The 15,450-nt window shown below is 46.8% G+C and carries 16 protein-coding genes; 6 read left to right on the top strand and 10 right to left on the bottom strand.

All coding sequences use genetic code 11. The features are described 5' to 3' along the window. Positions 1-164: 164 nt before the first annotated feature. Together lepA and ACOGW3_RS10175 are read right to left on the bottom strand one after the other, a co-directional pair. A complete protein-coding gene (gene lepA / locus ACOGW3_RS10180) occupies positions 165-1,967 on the bottom strand; it encodes a translation elongation factor 4 (RefSeq protein ID WP_419902871.1) in 1,803 nt (600 codons plus the stop codon). Positions 1,968-2,090: 123 nt separating this feature from the next. Beyond that, positions 2,091-3,488 carry a flavin monoamine oxidase family protein gene (locus ACOGW3_RS10175; RefSeq protein ID WP_419902870.1) on the bottom strand — a complete coding sequence of 466 codons (1,398 nt, stop codon included), beginning with the start codon at positions 3,486-3,488 and terminating at the stop codon, positions 2,091-2,093. Between the two features lie 196 nt (positions 3,489-3,684). On the opposite strand from ACOGW3_RS10175, the gene ACOGW3_RS10170 reads away from it, so the two are divergent. Then, positions 3,685-5,271, top strand: coding sequence for an ATP-binding protein (locus tag ACOGW3_RS10170; RefSeq protein WP_419902869.1), 1,587 nt, complete (start codon positions 3,685-3,687; stop codon positions 5,269-5,271). A 114-nt stretch (positions 5,272-5,385) separates the two neighbouring features. Beyond that, on the top strand, positions 5,386-5,955 hold the full coding sequence (locus ACOGW3_RS10165; protein ID WP_419902868.1) for a nucleotidyltransferase family protein: 570 nt from the start codon (positions 5,386-5,388) through the stop codon (positions 5,953-5,955). Between the two features lie 24 nt (positions 5,956-5,979). Here ACOGW3_RS10165 and ACOGW3_RS10160 read toward each other — a convergent pair whose 3' ends face one another. The 7 genes from ACOGW3_RS10160 to rpmI form a co-directional block, all read right to left on the bottom strand. Further along, positions 5,980-6,708 (bottom strand): hypothetical protein, encoded by a 729-nt coding sequence (locus ACOGW3_RS10160; protein WP_419902867.1) that lies wholly within the window; start codon positions 6,706-6,708, stop codon positions 5,980-5,982. Between the two features lie 199 nt (positions 6,709-6,907). Next, a complete protein-coding gene (locus tag ACOGW3_RS10155) occupies positions 6,908-7,552 on the bottom strand; it encodes a hypothetical protein (RefSeq protein WP_419902866.1) in 645 nt (214 codons plus the stop codon). A gap of 171 nt (positions 7,553-7,723) precedes the next feature. Then, positions 7,724-10,132 carry a phenylalanine--tRNA ligase subunit beta gene (gene pheT / locus ACOGW3_RS10150; RefSeq protein WP_419902865.1) on the bottom strand — a complete coding sequence of 803 codons (2,409 nt, stop codon included), beginning with the start codon at positions 10,130-10,132 and terminating at the stop codon, positions 7,724-7,726. A gap of 15 nt (positions 10,133-10,147) precedes the next feature. Further along, positions 10,148-11,218: a phenylalanine--tRNA ligase subunit alpha gene (gene pheS, locus ACOGW3_RS10145; protein WP_419902864.1), complete on the bottom strand. Its 1,071-nt coding sequence runs from the start codon at positions 11,216-11,218 to the stop codon at positions 10,148-10,150. A 42-nt stretch (positions 11,219-11,260) separates the two neighbouring features. Beyond that, a complete protein-coding gene (locus ACOGW3_RS10140; protein WP_419902863.1) occupies positions 11,261-11,671 on the bottom strand; it encodes a hypothetical protein in 411 nt (136 codons plus the stop codon). A gap of 174 nt (positions 11,672-11,845) precedes the next feature. Then, positions 11,846-12,202: a 50S ribosomal protein L20 gene (rplT, locus tag ACOGW3_RS10135; protein ID WP_380248205.1), complete on the bottom strand. Its 357-nt coding sequence runs from the start codon at positions 12,200-12,202 to the stop codon at positions 11,846-11,848. 12 nt (positions 12,203-12,214) lie between these two features. Continuing rightward, positions 12,215-12,415: a 50S ribosomal protein L35 gene (rpmI, locus tag ACOGW3_RS10130; RefSeq protein ID WP_419902862.1), complete on the bottom strand. Its 201-nt coding sequence runs from the start codon at positions 12,413-12,415 to the stop codon at positions 12,215-12,217. Between the two features lie 365 nt (positions 12,416-12,780). Here rpmI and ACOGW3_RS10125 point away from each other — a divergent pair, with 365 nt between their 5' ends. Then, entirely contained in the window at positions 12,781-13,299 is a 519-nt protein-coding gene (locus ACOGW3_RS10125) for an efflux RND transporter periplasmic adaptor subunit (protein WP_419902861.1), read from the top strand. 26 nt (positions 13,300-13,325) lie between these two features. On the opposite strand, the gene ACOGW3_RS10120 is transcribed toward ACOGW3_RS10125, so the two are convergent. Further along, entirely contained in the window at positions 13,326-14,558 is a 1,233-nt protein-coding gene (locus ACOGW3_RS10120) for an ISL3 family transposase (RefSeq protein WP_419901077.1), read from the bottom strand. Between ACOGW3_RS10120 and ACOGW3_RS10115 the strand changes: the two genes are divergently transcribed. From ACOGW3_RS10115 to ACOGW3_RS10105, 3 genes are all read left to right on the top strand, one after another. After that, complete coding sequence (locus ACOGW3_RS10115; RefSeq protein ID WP_419902860.1) at positions 14,545-14,673, top strand: hypothetical protein; 129 nt, start codon at positions 14,545-14,547, stop codon at positions 14,671-14,673. The genes ACOGW3_RS10120 and ACOGW3_RS10115 overlap by 14 nt on opposite strands. 28 nt (positions 14,674-14,701) lie before the next feature. After that, complete coding sequence (locus ACOGW3_RS10110; RefSeq protein WP_419902859.1) at positions 14,702-15,253, top strand: efflux RND transporter periplasmic adaptor subunit; 552 nt, start codon at positions 14,702-14,704, stop codon at positions 15,251-15,253. Between the two features lie 2 nt (positions 15,254-15,255). Next, the coding region (locus ACOGW3_RS10105) for an efflux RND transporter permease subunit (RefSeq protein ID WP_419902858.1) at positions 15,256-15,450 on the top strand (195 nt) is incomplete at its 3' end.

The following is a 15,450-nucleotide window of genomic DNA, read 5'->3' as shown; positions in this document are numbered from 1 at the left end:
CTCGGCGGGCTGTTCACAATTCTCAGCAGCTTAAATCCGAAAGATAAACATTATCAGGATTAAGTCAGAAGAATTAAAAATAGATACACAAAAAAAGCCCCAGAGAACTTAAGAATAAGTTCTCTGGGGCTTTTTCATTTATACGAAAAGGCTAAACAGGAGAATTAATCATCGCCCATTTTTAGCGCCGCCAGGAAAGCGGATTGTGGAATTTCCACATTACCAACCTGACGCATACGTTTTTTACCAGCCTTTTGCTTATCCAGCAGTTTCCGTTTACGCGATACATCACCACCGTAACACTTGGCGGTCACATCCTTGCGCATGGCGGAAATTGTCTCACGCGCCACGATCTTGCCACCGATCGCTGCCTGTACTGCAATTTTGAAGAGCTGTCGCGGGATCAAGCTTTTCAAACGCTCACACAGCATACGTCCACGCGGCTCTGCCTGCGAACGGTGCACGATGATAGAAAGGGAATCGACGGGCTCAGAGTTAACCAGAATAGAGACTTTAACCAACTCGTTGCGCTCATAACCTTCGATTGAATAATCAAAAGATGCGTATCCGCGGGAAATTGATTTCAAACGGTCGTAAAAATCAAACACGACTTCGTTGAGCGGTAGCTTGTAAACGATCATTGCCCGGCTACCAACATAGGTAAGCTCGACCTGGATACCACGACGATCTTCACAAAGCTTGAGCACCTGACCAAGATAGTCATCTGGCACCAGAATGTTTGCCTTAATCCACGGCTCTTCAATGTAATCGATCTTCACCACGTCAGGGAAGTCAGCCGGGTTGTGCAGCTCGATCATTTCGCCGTTGTTCATGTGGATTTTATAAACAACACTCGGTGCCGTGGTAATGAGATCCAGATTAAACTCACGCTCCAAGCGCTCCTGAATGATCTCCAGATGCAAAAGTCCGAGGAAACCACAACGGAAACCAAAACCAAGCGCCGCAGAGGATTCAGGCTCAAAATGAAAAGAAGCATCGTTGAGAGCAAGTTTACCCAGGCTATCTCTGAGAACTTCGTAGTCATTGGCGTCAATTGGGAATAGGCCACAGAACACAACAGGGACAGAAGGTTTAAAACCAGCCAATGGCTTTTCGGCCAAATTCTTTTCATCCGTGATCGTATCCCCAACTTTGGTATCGGAAATCTGTTTAATACCGGCTGTGATATAACCGATCTCGCCGGCACGAAGCTCTTTTAGTTTTGTCAGTTTCGGCGTGAAGGCACCAACAGCATCGACAAGGTGAGTTGTCCCCGTCCCCATCATGCGGATTTTCATACCCGGCTTAATGACGCCATCAACAACACGTACAAGGGTAATCACGCCAAGATAACTGTCATACCAGCTATCAACCAGCAGCGCGGTTAGTTTGTTTTCAGGGTCACCTTCCGGCGGCGGCAATATTTCGACGATCGCCTCGAGAACGTCATCGACACCCGCGCCGGTCTTACCGGAAACGGTCAAGGCGTCAGTGGCATCAATACCAATAACGTCTTCGATCTGTTGGCGGATGCGTTCAGGTTCTGCTGCAGGAAGGTCAATCTTATTGAGCACGGGAATGATTTCGTGGTCATTTTCAATTGCCAGATAGACATTCGCCAAGGTTTGCGCCTCAACACCCTGAGAGGCATCAACAAGCAAAAGCGATCCTTCACAAGCGGCGAGAGAGCGACTTACCTCGTAGGTAAAATCCACGTGCCCAGGAGTATCAATCAGATTGAGCTGATACATCTCACCATCTTTAGCCTTATAGTCCAGACGGACGGTTTGGGCCTTAATGGTGATGCCACGCTCACGCTCAAGCTCCATATTATCAAGAACCTGGTCTTGCATTTCACGGTTGGTCAGACCACCGCAATGCTGGATCAGTCGATCCGCAAGAGTAGATTTCCCATGGTCAATATGGGCAACAATAGAGAAGTTTCGGATATGTTTCAGGTCAGCCATTACATCACATGCCTATCAATAATGGTGCGGAAGATAAGCCCTTAACTTCAATTGCGCAATCTCTCTCTTCATTTGAAGAAATAACCCGCTGAAAAACCGACACCAGAACAGCGAAGCTGTTCCTTATTCAGCCAACATCATGACCCGTTTGGCAGCCTCTAAACCACTCAAATATGCACCATGAACAGTGCCATGATATTTAAAGGTCGTATGCTCACCGGCAAATATAAGTGTACCCGCAACAGGCTCACTCAAGCCATCAAAATCGGCGGGTTTATTGCCTGTTTTGACAAAAGAATAAGCCCCATAGGTGTTAGTATCCTTAGACCATCTGGTAATTACCTGTCCAATTGGGTTTGGCACCTTTTCCCCAAACATCGTGCGTATCGCGACAAGAGCATCGGCCAACATTTCCCGATCAGATAGCATTTCAACCTTTTGCGCATAGGACCCAACACAGACACCAAGCAAAATATTTTGATCGGAAAACGTTCTATAATTAAGAAAATAGTTCCAGCGTCCCTTTTCTTCTGTCATGAGGCCAAAATACTGCACATCTTCTGGCCAGAAAGCTTTCTCAAAATTTAAGGCAATTTTTGTGACATTCCCCATCCCCAGGCGATCAATTCGATCCTGATATGTAGAGGGTAAGGCCGGATCAAACTTAATGCTTCGTCGCTTTAGAGTACCCAAAGGGCAAGTGCAGATAACAAAGCTCGCTTCAAACTCTTGTCCATTGGCATAGACCGAGGCCCCGTCCCCTTCTTTATATTCAATGAGTTCAACAGGGTGATTAAGAAGAATCTTCCCTTTTTCGGCGAGGGGCGTCAGTATTTCATCATACCCGGATGTCAGTATGACGTCTTCGCCATCATAGGCCTCATCCTCGTCAAAATAATAGGCGGAGAGTTGTTCTATAGGACCACCGGTATCGAACTCGGTATAGGCCGAAAGCATCCATTTTAAAATTGGATCTGATAATGACCGGCTTGATATTCTCCCAATCGCCTCTTTAAGAGTTTGATCTCCATCAAAGGCATCGTCTATTTTCTGGAAAAGTCGATAGAGTTCCTCTTCTTTGCTTTCAATCATCGTCTCTCTGACAGACATACCATTCGCGTCGAAGACAACAAAATTATCATCAGACGTTATATAACTCCTGCCATCGACCTTTGTAGCTAACTCTGTAATAGGGTTACCTTTTGGCCCATGAATCCACCCGGCCCCAATCTCAACTGGAGCTCCTAAGGTCCAGTCGGTTTTCAAGCGCCCTCCGATTTGGCTGGCTGCTTCGAGAACCAGCACCTCATAACCTTGCGCCCTCAGAGCATGAGCTGCCGCGAGCCCAGAAATCCCGGCCCCGATTACAATGACATCGACATCCCTGTTCACAGCAAAAGAAGGACGCATCCCCAAAAGAGACAGGCAGCTAGTGACAGAAGAAGCCAATCCGAATTTCAAGAGTTGCCGCCTACGTTTTTGGTGACCTGATTGATGTGAAGAAAAAAACAATCGCTTCATCCTTTTTGGCACCCCAGTTTTTGATGAAAAATTGAATAACTCACCCTTTATCAAATCAATAAATCAGTTCAAATACTGTAACGGATTTCCCTGAATTTTCCACTTTCCATTTCATTTCTGCCGCTGGTTTAAATCCCCTGTAAACTTTTGAGAGTTATACTTTTATCAGCAATGGCTGTACTTAAGGGATTTTCAAGTGACTTCAAACACTATCGGATTTGTAACGTCTATCAGCGGTGACAGTTTAAATGCGAGTTTGGCGCCGAATATTGATCTGCCCTCTATAGGTGAAATGATCAGGATCCAGTCGGAAACTGCCATTGCATTTGGTTTGATCAGTGACATGGCTATCCCCAACCCTTCAATGCCGCCCAGCCCCGAGGACATCAAGGTCATGTCCATCGACTTGCTTGGTGAAAAATTGATTAATCCCGGAGAAGGAGAACTCCCTGGATTTCAGCGTGGTGTTTCCCGCTTTCCGGTGCTTGGCTCAATTGTAGAGCCTGTGCAAACGGATGAGCTTGCTGAAATTTATGCCCGACCAGACAAACCCTGTTTTGTGGTTGGCGCTTTATCACAGGAACAGAAACTCCCGGCTTACATCATGACCGATGCCCTCCTTGGGAAACACTTCGCCATCTTAGGGACAACGGGTAGCGGTAAATCCTGCTCTTTGACAGTTATTCTAAAATCAATCCTCGACAGTCATCCCTGTGGACACATTATTCTCATCGATCCACACAACGAATACTCTGCAGCCTTCAAACACAGAGCAGAATGCCTAAGCCCTGAATCACTACGCTTGCCCTATTGGCTGTTAAACTTCGAAGAAACCGTAGAGATATTTTGCAGTCATGAGCCTGCAGCCAGAAATGTTGAATCAAACATATTAAAAGACGCTATTTTGACCGCAAAACTAGCTTGGGGTGGCGAGGAAACCGACGCAACGACACTCACGGTTGATACCCCTCTCCCCTATAAAATATCGGACATGTTGCATCGCATAGATCAGTTGATGGGCCAACTCGGCAAACCCGAACAACTCGCCCCCTTCCAACGTCTGAAAAATCGAATTGAGAACCTTCGTAACGATCGGCGTTTTGCCTTTATGTTTGGTAATGTCGCACTGCGTGACAATATGAGCTATATCCTCAGCCAATTAATGCGCATTCCAAACGACGGCAAACCGATTTCCATCTTTGATCTCTCGGGCGTCCCTTCTGAAGTCGTTGATGTTATGGTCTCCCTGCTTTGCCGCACCATATTTGATCTTGCCGTTTGGGGGCATCGCCACGATCCCATTCCTGTCCTGGTTGTTTGCGAGGAAGCACACCGCTACGTTCCCTACGATAAAAATTCAGGCTTTGCCCCAACGAGGAAAGCTCTCGAACAGATTGCCAAAGAGGGTCGGAAATATGGTGTCTCTCTGGGGTTGATTACTCAGCGTCCCTCAGAGTTGTCAGAGACAATCCTCTCGCAATGTAACACCATGTTCTCCTTGCGTATGAGTAATGAGCGAGATCAGATGTTTGTTCAAAGAACGCTGCCTCAGAGTTCTTCAAGCCTTTTGAAGTCATTACCGTCACTGCGAAATCAAGAAGCCATTGTGGTTGGCGAAGGGGTTAACTTCCCTACCCGGATCAGATTCCACGAACTATCCTCTGAAGAACTACCCGAAAGTAATACCGCAAGCTTTGCCACCAATTGGGCCGAAGACCGTTTTGATGTCAATCACATCACCTATTCTCTCAAAAGATGGCGCACGCAAACTCGGGAATCTTAATCCGGGGACTTACATCAAGTACCATAAAAGGAAAAAATCTCTTATTTCGCTTGGATTGCACACATCTCGTCCATTACTTAGATTATCTATTTTAATCTCACGAAAGCACCATACGTGAAATACTTGGATCAACTCGTCACCAAGGTTAAGGCAGACTCACTGCGCATGGAATGCCTTAAAGCGGTCCGAGATCTTCAGCTTCATGATAGCTGGGTCGCAGCTGGGTTTATCCGCAATTTCATTTGGGATCAACTATCGGGCAATGAAATTCCGCCCGTCAACAGCGATATCGACGTTATATATTTTGACCCCGGGGATACACGCCAAAGAAGTGAACAGGAATTCGAAAATTTTCTGCAATCAAATCATACCAATTGTTCAGATACCTTGGGAAGTTGGTCTGTTAAAAATCAAGCCCGAATGCATCATGTCAATCGGGATAGACCATACCAAAACTGCGAAGACGCGATAACTCACTGGCCAGAGACCGTTACAGAAATTGCCATCAGGTTAAATTCTAAGGATGACTTGGAGGTTCTAGCACCATTTGGCCTGGATGATCTCTATAACAAAACGGTTCAACCCAGCCCTCACTTTAAACAACACAAGCTTTTTGAATACAAAGTTCGACAAGATAAAAAACGATGGATTGATCGCTGGCCCAACTTAAAAATCAGCGTCTAGATACCTGAATTTAAGTCGCCGCCCCTAATTTAGCTTCATCATTCGCCTGAAGGCACCATCATAAATCCCAGCAAGGTCTTGGAAAATTTGTGTTGCCTGTTTCATATCATTAGGACCTGGCACCTTCACATCGGCCGCACCGGAAATCTGATCTATTTCATTTTGCAGACTATCAATATGCCCTTTCAACTCATCGGGTATCTGATAGCTAACGGCTGACACCCCCTGAAGACTTTCAAGGTGAGAGAATATAACCGCTAATTGGCGCTCTTCGGTCTCGCTATGGATCTTCTTTGGATCGGAAAGAAGGCGATCAGCCTCTTCTTCCAAACGTTGAGCAAGGTGATGATGCATAGGATCGATGGATTTGGGCTGGAAACCAAGTACGTCATCCATTCGGGTATAGAGTGCCGAGATTTGCTCTCTTTCTGATGTATTAAGTGTCTTATTTGGCGTGTACCCGAAGATCTCATTTAATTGCTTTTCCAAGCCCCGAATACGATTTTGCTCCTCAGGAGAAAGGTCTTCAAACCTGACATCGCTGAGCTGACGGACAGTTCCTTCCATCCGGGCGATAAGGGTTTTGGCTTCTTCTGACAGAGTGATTTCATAAGCAGCTGAAGATTGAACAACTTCTTTTTCAACCTTCTTCTTAGGGGCAGCTACCTCATCTCCAGGAACCGGGGCAATAGAATTCGGAAGCCCATAACCTGAACCCGTACTTAAAGAAACGACATCAAGACTTACACTCACGTTGGTCCACCTCACAAAACTCTTTTGTTTCATGAAGCAATATTCAGGCCATTTATTTAAATGTTATTTTTCAACAAGTTATATGAAAATAATATCTAAACTATATTATAGGTCAGTGTAATAAGAACTATTTACCTGATAAATTTACCCGCCCGGCAGAAAAGGCACGCTCGGGGACTCTGTGGTGCCAAACCTAATCCTAAATAATTGCGCCGGGTAAAAATGGATCGATCTCTTTGCCATGCATAGGATTTTCGGCTGGCTCATCAGGTGTTGGAATATCGTGACAATGCACATCATCAGCACCCTGTTCGGTTAAGATCCTCATCGCTCTTTCTTCATGATCCTGATCTCGCAGGGTCACCCACAAAAGCAGACCACCGTGTTGGAGCTGACTTTGTATACTTTCAGCATTCTTATGCCCGATCCACTCAGCCACAAATGACCCAAACACGCCCGCAGAACCTCCCGCAAGAGCGGCACCGATTATAGCAACGGCCAGGGACCCACCTGAGGCGACAATAGGGGCAGCAGCAACAACAGCGCCAATATAGGCTAACCCGCCAATAAGAGCCGTTTTGCCCTCAACAACAGAATCCCTTTCAACATAAGCCGTACGGGGAACATCGGCATCATCTTCGAGTTCAGTTACGGAATCATAACGGTGCCCCAACTTTTCAGTCACGGCTTCTTCACTCGCAAGTAAGCTGATCTCTGAACGATCAAACCCTGCGTTCTGAAGCTCATCAACAGCTGATTCAAGCTCTTGAGCATTATGGAACACACCTACAGCTTCTCTCACGGTATTTGAAGTTTCAGTGTCTTCCTTCTCGGATACTGACATGAGCGTCTCCTTCTAGGTAACGCCCCCCTGGTCAATCTCCCCCGATTGCCCTTTAGTATAACACACTTTAAGAGAACTTTCAGACCCAGCTTTTCTATGTACGAGGTTTAAAAACGAACATAAAAAAAGCCCGGCACGAACGCCGGGCTTTCTTTAAAATTAAGACATAGATTAACTACGAAGAGTAGCACCAGTTGCTTTCATAGCTTGTGCAACGACTTTTTGCGACACCGCATCAATTTCTTCATCTGTAAGAGTATGATCTCTCGGCTGAAGTGTAACTGTAATCGCCAGGGATTTCTTACCTTCTTCAACACCTTTACCCGTATAGATATCGAAAAGAACCACATCTGAAATCAAGGCTTTATCTGCACCTTTAGCCGAGCGGATCAATTTCCCTGCTTCGACACTCTCGTCGACAAGGAAAGCAAAATCTCGTTCAACAGGCTGGAACGGAGAAAGGTCAAGTGCCGGTTTGATTTTACCAGACTCGCCTTTTTTCACTTTTGGCTGAGGGATATTGTCCAGGAATACTTCAAAAGCAACCACTGGTCCTTTGATATCCATAGCTTCAAGCACGCGCGGGTGAAGTTCACCAAATGCAGCAAGGACGTTCTTTGGCCCAAGCCCCATAACACCTGAGCGACCAGGATGAAAATAAGATGGTGCGTTGGTAAACACCTGCAAATTGTCTACTGGAGCACCTGCAGCGGAAAGCGCAGCAAGAGCATCGCCCTTGGCATCAAAGACGTCAACCGAGCGACTAGGGCTTTCCCAATGACGGCCAGCGATAGCACCAGACCGAAGCCCCGTAGCCATTTTCTGTTGTCCCTTGGCCGTATCATCAAAATACTGGGGGCCAACTTCAAACAGAGCATTATCAGCATAACCACGATCGGTATTTCTAACGGCTGCAGACAGCAAAGTCGGTAGGATTGACGGACGCATGGTGTCTAGATCGGTCGAAATCGTGTTCGCTACCCGCAAGCTATCAGGAACTCCACCAAAGAGCTCAGCTTCCGCATAAGAAACAAACGAGAAGGTCACAGCCTCGTCCAGTCCACGCCAGCACAATGCGGTTCGCGCATTGGAAACTCGACGTTGCTCAAGAGTGAGGACACCTTGCGGAAGATAGTTATCAGGCTCCATCTGCAATTCCGGTATATTCTCATATCCATGAATTCGAAGGATTTCTTCAACCAAACAAGCTTCCAGCTCGACATCAGGACGCCATGTAGGTACCACAGCAGAAATCAGGTCACCTTTTTCACTGACATCAAAGCCGAGAATGGACAGAATTTCGATCTGTTTATCTTTGGCTACCGCTACACCACAGAGATCTTCAATTCGGCTAGGACGAAGCTCAATCACCCGCTGCTCAGATGGAATGGATCCAGCAGAGCTAACCTGGCTGACTTCCCCGCCGCAAAGATCAAGAACCATCTGTGTCGCGACATCCACGCCCCAATCAGCTGATTGGCTGTCAACGGTTCTCTCAAAACGATAACGTGCGTCGGAAAGAATTCCAGATTTACGACCTGTTATAGCTATTGATATCGGATCGAAGAGAGCCACTTCAAGGAACATATTCGTGGTTTCGTCACTACAGCCAGAATTCAGGCCGCCCATAACCCCACCAATACCTTGAACGCCATTGTCATCACCAATAACAACCATGGTATCTTCAAGCTTGTATGTTTCCTCATCCAAAGCCAGGAACTCTTCGCCGTTCACGGCAAAGCGCATCGTCAGATCGCCCTGGACCTTATCCGCATCAAAGACGTGCAGAGGCCGCCCAAGATCAAATGACACATAGTTTGTAATATCAACAAGAGTTGATATTGGGCGCAAGCCAATGGCCAGCAAACGCTCTTGCAGCCACTTGGGGCTTGGTCCGTTTTTGATATTACGGAAATAACGTCCCGCAACATAAGGAACGTTTTGAGCAACAGCTTCGTCAGCTCTCCAATTAATTGGGCTTTCGAAAGACCCTTCGACAGTCTCAGTCTTGAGCGCTTTCAGCTTGCCCAAACCAGCTGCGGCGAGATCACGTGCCACGCCTCGAACACCGAGACAATCACCTCTGTTTGGAGTGATTGCAATCTCAATAATTGGATCGTCCAGACCTAGGATTTCAGCGAGAGGAACGCCAATTTCTGTATCTTCGGGAAGATCTATGATTCCATCGTGCTCGTCTGACAGACCCATTTCACGCTCTGAGACCAGCATACCATTAGAATCTTCACCGCGAAGATTACCTGCCTTCAAAGTCAGGTCTATACCGGGGACGTAACAGCCAACGGGCGCAAAAACACCAACCATGCCTGTGCGGGCATTTGGTGCACCACAAACGACCTGGCTTATGCCATCAGCAGATTGTACCTGACAAACACGCAATCTATCAGCGTTGGGGTGTTGAACGGCTTCGATGACTTTAGCCGTTTTAAAAGCCTTGAGTTCATCAGCTTTATTTTCAACGCCTTCAACTTCGAGGCCGATAAGGGATAGTTTTTCGACAATGACTTCAAGAGAAGCGTCTGTATCGAGGTGGTCTTTCAACCAGTTCAGTGTGAATTTCATTTTCTCAAAACCTCCTTACAGACCACGAACCATGCTGGGCATTTCCATCGGCAAGAAGCCGTAGTGTTTCATCCAGCGAAGATCAGTTTCATAGAAGGTTCTCAAGTCAGGGATTCCGTACTTGAGCATGGCGAGACGTTCGATCCCGATGCCAAAGGCAAAACCCTGATACTTTGTTGAATCAATACCACAGTTTTCGAGAACTTTAGGGTGAACCATGCCGCTACCGAGGATCTCTAGCCAATCATCACCAGCACCGATTTTGAGCTGCCCACCAGAACGCGTACAGCCGATATCAACTTCCGCTGACGGCTCGGTAAAGGGAAAATAACTCGGACGGAATCTTAGTGGTAAATCTTTCACACCAAAGAAAGCCCGACAGAATTCAATAAGAACACCCTTGAGATGGCCCATATTGGTTTTCTCGTCGATAACCAGCCCTTCGACCTGATGGAACATCGGGGAGTGCGTGGCATCGTGATCTGCACGAAAAGTACGCCCGGGCGCAATAATGCGAATAGGCGGGGTCGTATTCTGCATCGCCCGAATTTGTACCGGGGAAGTATGTGTACGAAGCACTGGGCGGCTACCGTCTTCCTTTTCAGGCATATAGAAAGTATCAAGCTCCTGACGAGCAGGATGTTCCGGCGGAATATTCAAAGCCGTAAAATTGTGAAAATCATCCTCGATGTGGTGGCCCTCAGCAACGGAGAATCCCATTTCGCCAAAAATAGCGACCAGCTCTTCTAATGTCTGGCTAATAGGATGCATCTTCCCAATCGTCGTCGGGCGTGCAGGTAGGGACACATCGATTTTCTCTTCGGCAAGGCGCGCTTCAAGGGCAGCTTCGTGCAATGTCCCTTTTCGGATCTCGATTGCTTCAGCAACAGCTTGCTTAATAAGGTTAAAGGCCTGGCCTGCTTCTTTACGTTCTTCAGGGGCAAGACCACCTAGCGTTTTCATACGCTGAGTTATCTCACCTTTTTTGCCCAAAGCCTGCACGCGCACGGTATCAAGTGCTTCGAGGTCAGAGGCTTCTTCTACTCTTTGCAGCAAGCTACTGCGAAGTTCTTCCAGATTATCCATTCCACTACTTCCCGTTATTGAGGCGCACCTCAAAGACGTTTCTTATTCGAGCTTCATTGCAAGCATTGCGACGGCACCACTAATGACACTTTGAACTTGGCCATCAAGCAATACCTTATCCAAGACCACATCTTTCGATGCACGGTCATAACGATACTGAAGTACGAGATTGCGCTCTCTACCGTCCAGAGTTTTCTGAATGGTCGCGCTCACACGTGTTAATTGATCAGATTGATTATCATCCCAGGCATCCCCCAGCCAAGTGACTTTGCCGTGGCGTCCAGCAAGTGCTTCCACCAGATCGGTATTGCTTTGCCCATTCTGGATTTCATTACGGACAGCATCTATATCGTTGGCATACTCAGCATTAGAAGCGCTTCCAGCGTCAAAACAGCCAGAAAGCAAATTTAAGCATAATAGAACGGGTAAAAGGATCTTCAGAGGGGAGACCACGGTAAGTCGTTCCTATTGGGCGCATAAATGCATGAGTTTAAGGCGAATCCCATTAAGGGACTGGATGATAAATAGTCGGCACGTAACACTCGTCATTTTTTAGGCCCTTAATGACAAACAGGCAGCACCCGGAAACCGGATGCTGCCCTGTCATAAAGCCTAAACGTATGTGCGTTAAGCCAGAGCTGCTTTTGCTTTTTCAACAACAGCAGTAAATGCAGCTGGCTCACGAACAGCCAAATCAGCAAGAACTTTACGATCGAGACCGATTTCAGCTTTTTTAACACCGTTCATGAATTGTGAGTACGTGATACCGTGCATACGGGCACCAGCGTTGATACGCTGAATCCATAGACCACGGAATGTACGTTTTTTAACACGACGATCGCGGTAAGCGTACTGCCAGCCTTTTTCAAGGCGCTGTACTGCTACGCGGAAGACGTTCTTGCCCCGGCTACGATAGCCTTTTGCAAGTTTGGAGATTTTTTTGTGACGTGCACGCGCTGTGACGCCCCGTTTTACACGAGCCATTTTGCTACTACCTTAACCGTTAACCAAGAAATTACGTTTGATTACGCGAGAATCCGAATCACATAGAATTGTCGTACCGCGTGCGTTACGAATCATTGTTTGTGAGCGTTTGCGCATACCGTGACGTTTACCTGCTTGTGCAGCAACGACTTTACCGGTACCGGTTAGGCGGAAGCGTTTCTTCGCGCCAGATTTGGTCTTAAGTTTGGGCATTTTCTTTCCTTATAACTAAAGTTCTTTTTCAGAGTGACTAGGCATACCCTATGGCACATGCCACCCGACAATGGCGGGGTTATAGAACCCTTTCCCCATGATAGCAAGAGTAATTACTAGGATGAGATCTGCAATACACTATTACTCTACAAATTTTTATAAAAGCCTTATCCTCGAACAAAACACAATTTATCAACGGAACACCCAACCCGCACGTATAATAAATTCTTGACCTCCCCCAAACATACCCTAGGGTATTGAACTCACAGATCACTATGCATCCCTGAAGCAAAGACCTCTCAACGACACGCCTACAAAGCCGTCTCTTTAAACCTCGTAGCTATGAACACAAAAGAAGTGAGCACATGAAAAGCCATACCAAGTGGGGGCTTAAAGGCCTTATAATAATTTCTTCTGTTATTGCTCCCCATATTTCACTTGCCCAGGATAGTACGGCATCTGCGCCTAGTGTTATTGTCACGACCGTTGAAGAGCAGGATATCACCCCACAAACTACCTTTGTTGGCCGGGTTGAAGCGATTGAGACAGTTGATCTTCGAGCCCGTGTAGAAGGCTTTCTAGAACAACGGCTATTCAAAGAAGGTGCCGAAGTTAAGAAAGGTGATCTGCTCTACATCCTGGAAAAGGCATCCTACGAAATAGCCGTTGCTCAAAGTAAAGCAGATCTCGTTGGCGCCGAGGCGACCCTTAAAAACGCCCGCTCTGATCTAAAGAGAAAAAAAGACCTTAAGAAAAAGAAGGTCGTCTCTGCAGCTTCTCTCGACAGCTCTGAGGCAGCAGAGTCAACAGCGCTTGCCAGCGTGCTACAAGCTAAAGCGTCCTTAAGACGGTCTGAGCTGGATTTGAGTTACACAGAAATATAGGCACTTCTCCGCTTTGTTGAGTAGATTTAGGATTTCAAATAGAGCATAGATTGATTATCTGGAATGGATGATTGTCTAATTTTGAGTTTGAAGTATTCGGTATCCTTGATGCCTCTGGCTCGCTTACGGATCATTCCTATACTGACATTACCAGCCTCTATCCTGGCGCTTGTGAGCTTGTGTTTGGCGTAGTTGCAGATGCCCACACAATGTTTCCGTAGGGATTTCGCGAACTTTTTTAGATAGAGCATCTGTGACTGATCTGCTATCAGGCACCAACGTTCCAGTTGCTCCGCCATCGCCTCAAATGAAGCGGCACTCCACAGCAGCTGAAGCTGTTCTTTCAAGACGTAAAGTGCATTCAGGTTGCTATTGCTCTCCAGCAACCTTTGCAGCTTGTCACTTTGTTTTTCACTCAACTTATCCGCATTTTTGAGCAACAGATAATGTGTCCCTTTCATCAACTCTTTACCACTTGGATCGGCCTTTCTGAACTCAAGTCGACGCTGATTATGGATAGCTTTGCTGTAGTTTTTCATGACGTGGAAACGGTCAAATACTATGTCGGCCAACGGCAAGGACTCTCTGACAGCCTTTTGGTAGGCAGGCCCCATATCCATCGCTACGGCCTTTATTTTGCAGGCTGTATCTGGTTGCAGTTGTTTCAAAAACCTTGAAAAAACCTCGGCAGTTCGGCCTGCTTCAACCCAGATCAGATGACCGCCAACCATATCGTAGACCACCGTCATGTAGTCATGACCTTTCGCCCGGGCAACTTCATCTACACCAATATATTCCAAGCCAGTTAGCTCTGCAGGATCAAGCGTAGGGAGAGTTTCAATAAGGTATGCCCTGTCGATATTCTTGACCGTTTCCCATCGTATATCCAAATGTCTGGAAACCGCTTGAATAGACATATGCCGACATAATCCACTGATCAGTCGGCAAAATCGGTGAGTGAAACGGCACCCTTTATCAACAAAATCACACCCCTCAATGCGGCGTTCGCCCTTGTTAATATAAACCTGCGCCAGCTCAATCTCGACCACACAAGGATACCCAAAAAGGGGGATGTCGTTTACTTGTCGGCGGACATGCTGGTTGATGCTTCCCTTCTGGCCTGTAGCAGGGTCTATAGCCCTCCTACGCGCGTCTCGGCTGCAGTGAATGACAATCTTAACACCGCCGTCATCCAGTTTAATTTCATTTACACGTTGCCCTTTGAGGCCTAAAATATGCTGCGAGATGTTGATTGTCATATACCTGCTCTATGTAAAGTTATCAGAAACCATACATATCAACAGGTTACTTGGCGGTCGGCATCTTTTTCTACTCAACAAAGCGGAGAAGAGCCGAAATATACAGCCCCATTGATGGACAAATCAGTCGATCAAAATATAGCGTGGGTAATCTTGTAAACTCCAACAGCGAACCACTCGCTACGATTACAAGTATGGATCCTATTTATGTAACCGTGCCTGTTAGCGATAAAATTATACTGGCAGAACGCCGCAAAGGATTGACCAAAGAAGCCCCTGTAATTCCAACACTCATCCTCTCTGATGGAAAACCATACCCCCTCGAAGGACGATTTAGCTTTTTGAACACAGAGGTCAACCAAGACACCAACACAATCCTCACCCGCGCCGTTTTTGCCAACCCCAATCGCATACTGGTTCCGGGTCAATTCGTAAGCGTTACGGTTCGCGACAAGAAAACCCAACGCGCCCTCGTTATCCCTCAAGCATCGGTACAAAAAGATCAGCAAGGATATTTCGCCCTTGTCGTCAATCGCGCAAACAAGGTTGAAGTCCGTCGCATTCAAGTTGGAGACCAGATCGGAACAGACTGGGTAATTCTAAACGGCCTTCTGAAAGGAGAACGCCTCATTGTTCAGGGCATTCAAAAGGTAAGACCAGATATGCTGGTCAACCCGGTTGAAGAAGGAGCCTGATCGTGTTCTCAGCTTTTTTCATCAATCGGCCGAAGTTTGCATTGGTTATATCCATTGTTATATCACTCGCCGGCCTCATCGCCCTTAATGCCCTGCCTATCGCAGAATACCCTGACATCGCCCCACCCCAGGTTAAAGTTTCCACAAGCTATCCAGGGGCGAATGCCACCGTTGTCGAACAATCTGTTGCCTCCCCG

The organism is Kiloniella sp., assembly GCF_965205715.1.
GTDB lineage: Bacteria > Pseudomonadota > Alphaproteobacteria > Kiloniellales > Kiloniellaceae > Kiloniella.
Note: the sequence above shows the minus strand (reverse complement) of the source record. Positions and strands in the feature narration are given on the sequence as shown.

Excerpts from the sequence above, each read along its gene's own strand:
- ACOGW3_RS10155 (WP_419902866.1), bottom strand. The coding sequence starts at position 7,552 with ATGTCAGTATCCGAGAAGGAAGACACTGAAACTTCAAATACCGTGAGA.
- ACOGW3_RS10120 (WP_419901077.1), bottom strand. The coding sequence starts at position 14,558 with ATGACAATCAACATCTCGCAGCATATTTTAGGCCTCAAAGGGCAACGT.
- ACOGW3_RS10115 (WP_419902860.1), top strand. The coding sequence starts at position 14,545 with ATGTTGATTGTCATATACCTGCTCTATGTAAAGTTATCAGAAACCATA.
- ACOGW3_RS10125 (WP_419902861.1), top strand. The coding sequence starts at position 12,781 with ATGAAAAGCCATACCAAGTGGGGGCTTAAAGGCCTTATAATAATTTCT.
- rplT (WP_380248205.1), bottom strand. The coding sequence starts at position 12,202 with ATGGCTCGTGTAAAACGGGGCGTCACAGCGCGTGCACGTCACAAAAAA.
- pheS (WP_419902864.1), bottom strand. The coding sequence starts at position 11,218 with ATGGATAATCTGGAAGAACTTCGCAGTAGCTTGCTGCAAAGAGTAGAA.
- pheT (WP_419902865.1), bottom strand. The coding sequence starts at position 10,132 with ATGAAATTCACACTGAACTGGTTGAAAGACCACCTCGATACAGACGCT.
- rpmI (WP_419902862.1), bottom strand. The coding sequence starts at position 12,415 with ATGCCCAAACTTAAGACCAAATCTGGCGCGAAGAAACGCTTCCGCCTA.
- ACOGW3_RS10175 (WP_419902870.1), bottom strand. The coding sequence starts at position 3,488 with ATGAAGCGATTGTTTTTTTCTTCACATCAATCAGGTCACCAAAAACGT.
- lepA (WP_419902871.1), bottom strand. The coding sequence starts at position 1,967 with ATGGCTGACCTGAAACATATCCGAAACTTCTCTATTGTTGCCCATATT.